We start from the raw sequence: 2,058 nt of genomic DNA, 5'->3' as shown, positions 1-2,058 counted from the left end.
CGATCGCAAAGCCGGGCTGGCTGGTGGGCAGGATCGTTGTAGCAGGCACCTTGCCACCGAACGCATCGGCCCAGACATGATTGAAGGCGGGCGCGTCATCGATATCCCAAAGGAACACGCTCGCTTTGACTACGTTCTCCAATCCAAGACCCGCGCCGGCAAGCGCCGGAATCAGCTTTTCGCGTAGCACATAACCCGCTTCCAACTGGACGCGGTTGCCCTTCCATAAATGCCCCTCTGGCACTTTCGCTTCCGGCGCGATTCCACCCAGATCGCCAGCACCGAACGCGGCAAGGAAACCCGCGACAAAAACCAAATCCCCTGCTTTGACGATCGGCACGAAAGACGAGGTAGCAGGCAGATCGAGAGCGGCGGGAAAGACCGGCTCGGGTCTTGGGCCATCGGTCGTACGCGCAATCATGTCTGTCATCATGGCCGCGCCCGGCACCAACATCTCCGGCTGCAGGATGGACGTGCTAGGCGCGATGTAGTGACCGCAGCTCGCCCGGCGCGCTTGATGGAAGAACGGAACGGCACGCCAATCCTGGAAGAACTGGTCGCATCGAACGATGCGCGCCACGTTCGAGCCGCCGAGCCGCAGAATCTCGGCAGCTTCCTGCCACATCGAGTTCGCCTGCCGCAGCCAGGCCGGCTCACCCGACAGCGGACGGGCTGGGTCGCCCAAGTCGTCCGGGAGCAATCCAGAAATGAACACCCATTGGCCGGCGCGGACGCCGCGCGCGAACATGTCTTTGGCTGCTATGACGCTGGTGAGCTGCTTGCTGGGCATGGGCTATTATTAGTAGCGAACGATCTCGAAATATCGGCATGACCTATCCGGCTCAGCCCGAGCGTCGAAACCGGCCAGCTGCAGCACATCGCCGCCTAGGTGAGTCGCAACTGGCCAGCGCAGAATACGCGCATTCTCCGCCATCACAACATGCGTATCGTTTGCGGATGCTTTCGTCACGACCCAGCCACACTTGAGGCCGTGCGATACTGGTTCTAGCCGTGGGGCTGGGACTTCTTATGGCTTCGCCGGCGCTAATTTGCTGGTCTTTGCAAGCACCGACTTTGCGAGTTCACCTTGACGATTGGTTTCGGACTGAAGGAATGCCTTGAACTTCTCTTGGGTATTATCCGCTGCCCCCGGCACCGTCATGCCAAGCGCAGCCATGCGGGTCTTGAACTCGTCGGTATGGATAGCCTCATTGAGAGCCCTATTGAGAAATTCGATCACCTCGGTCGAAGTTTTCACCGGCGCGGCAAGCCCCACAAAGCCGTTTTATTCAAAGTGCTTGAAGCCAAGTTCTTCCATCGTCGGGACGTCCGGCCAATCCGGGATCCGCTTCGGTCCGGCCACAGCAAGTGCACGAACCCGCCCGCCGGTCACGAGCGGCTTTGCGCTCAAATAGAATGTGAAGGTGCCTTGGATCGCCCCGGAAACCAATGCACCCGCCGCCTCTCCCGATCCGTGATAGGGTACCGCCACGATCTTGGTGCCGGACGTGTCGTTGAGTTCATTGAGAGCGATGAACGGCGAAGTAGCATAGCCCGAGGTTCCGAAACTCACCTGCTCCGGATGCGCCTTGGCGTCCGCCGTCAGGTCTGCCACCGATTTGTACGGCAGCTTGGCATTTATAATCATGACCAGCGGTGGACCATCGACGATCTTACCAATAATTGCGAAGTCCTTGATCGCGTTGTAGGGAATTTTCATATAGAACAAGTTTTGCGTGTCGGCGACCGCGTTTGCAAGCAACGTGTAGCCATCCGGCTCCGCACGCAGAACGTAGTTTGCGCCGATCATCCCGGAGCCGCCCGGCTTGTTCTCGACGATGACCGGCACGTTCAACCTGTCCTGCATAACCTTCGCAAGTATCCGTACCGGAACATCGGTTAGACCGCCAGCCGCGAATGGCACTACGATTGTGATCGGACGGTTGGGATATACCTGGGAATTTGCGGCCGAAGCAGTGCCGAAGACCAAGGTGACGATCAGGCTCAAGATCAAAAATTGCGTTCGGTTCATTAGACTGTTTCGCACCATCCATGCAC

The 2,058-nt window shown here is 58.6% G+C and carries 3 protein-coding genes; all 3 read right to left on the bottom strand.

Going from position 1 to position 2,058, the window contains the following annotated elements:
- Positions 1-790, bottom strand: a 790-nt coding sequence (locus WCA10_RS17175) for a RidA family protein (protein WP_472823738.1), incomplete at its 3' end; no start/stop codon positions are given.
- A 237-nt stretch (positions 791-1,027) separates the two neighbouring features.
- Positions 1,028-1,276, bottom strand: a complete 249-nt coding sequence (locus tag WCA10_RS17170) for a hypothetical protein (RefSeq protein WP_472823737.1) — start codon at positions 1,274-1,276, stop codon at positions 1,028-1,030.
- A 9-nt stretch (positions 1,277-1,285) separates the two neighbouring features.
- The coding region (locus tag WCA10_RS17165; RefSeq protein WP_472823736.1) for a Bug family tripartite tricarboxylate transporter substrate binding protein at positions 1,286-2,058 on the bottom strand (773 nt) is incomplete at its 5' end.

It is taken from the genome of Occallatibacter sp., assembly GCF_049582745.1.
GTDB lineage: Bacteria > Acidobacteriota > Terriglobia > Terriglobales > Acidobacteriaceae > Telmatobacter.
Note: the sequence above shows the minus strand (reverse complement) of the source record. Positions and strands in the feature narration are given on the sequence as shown.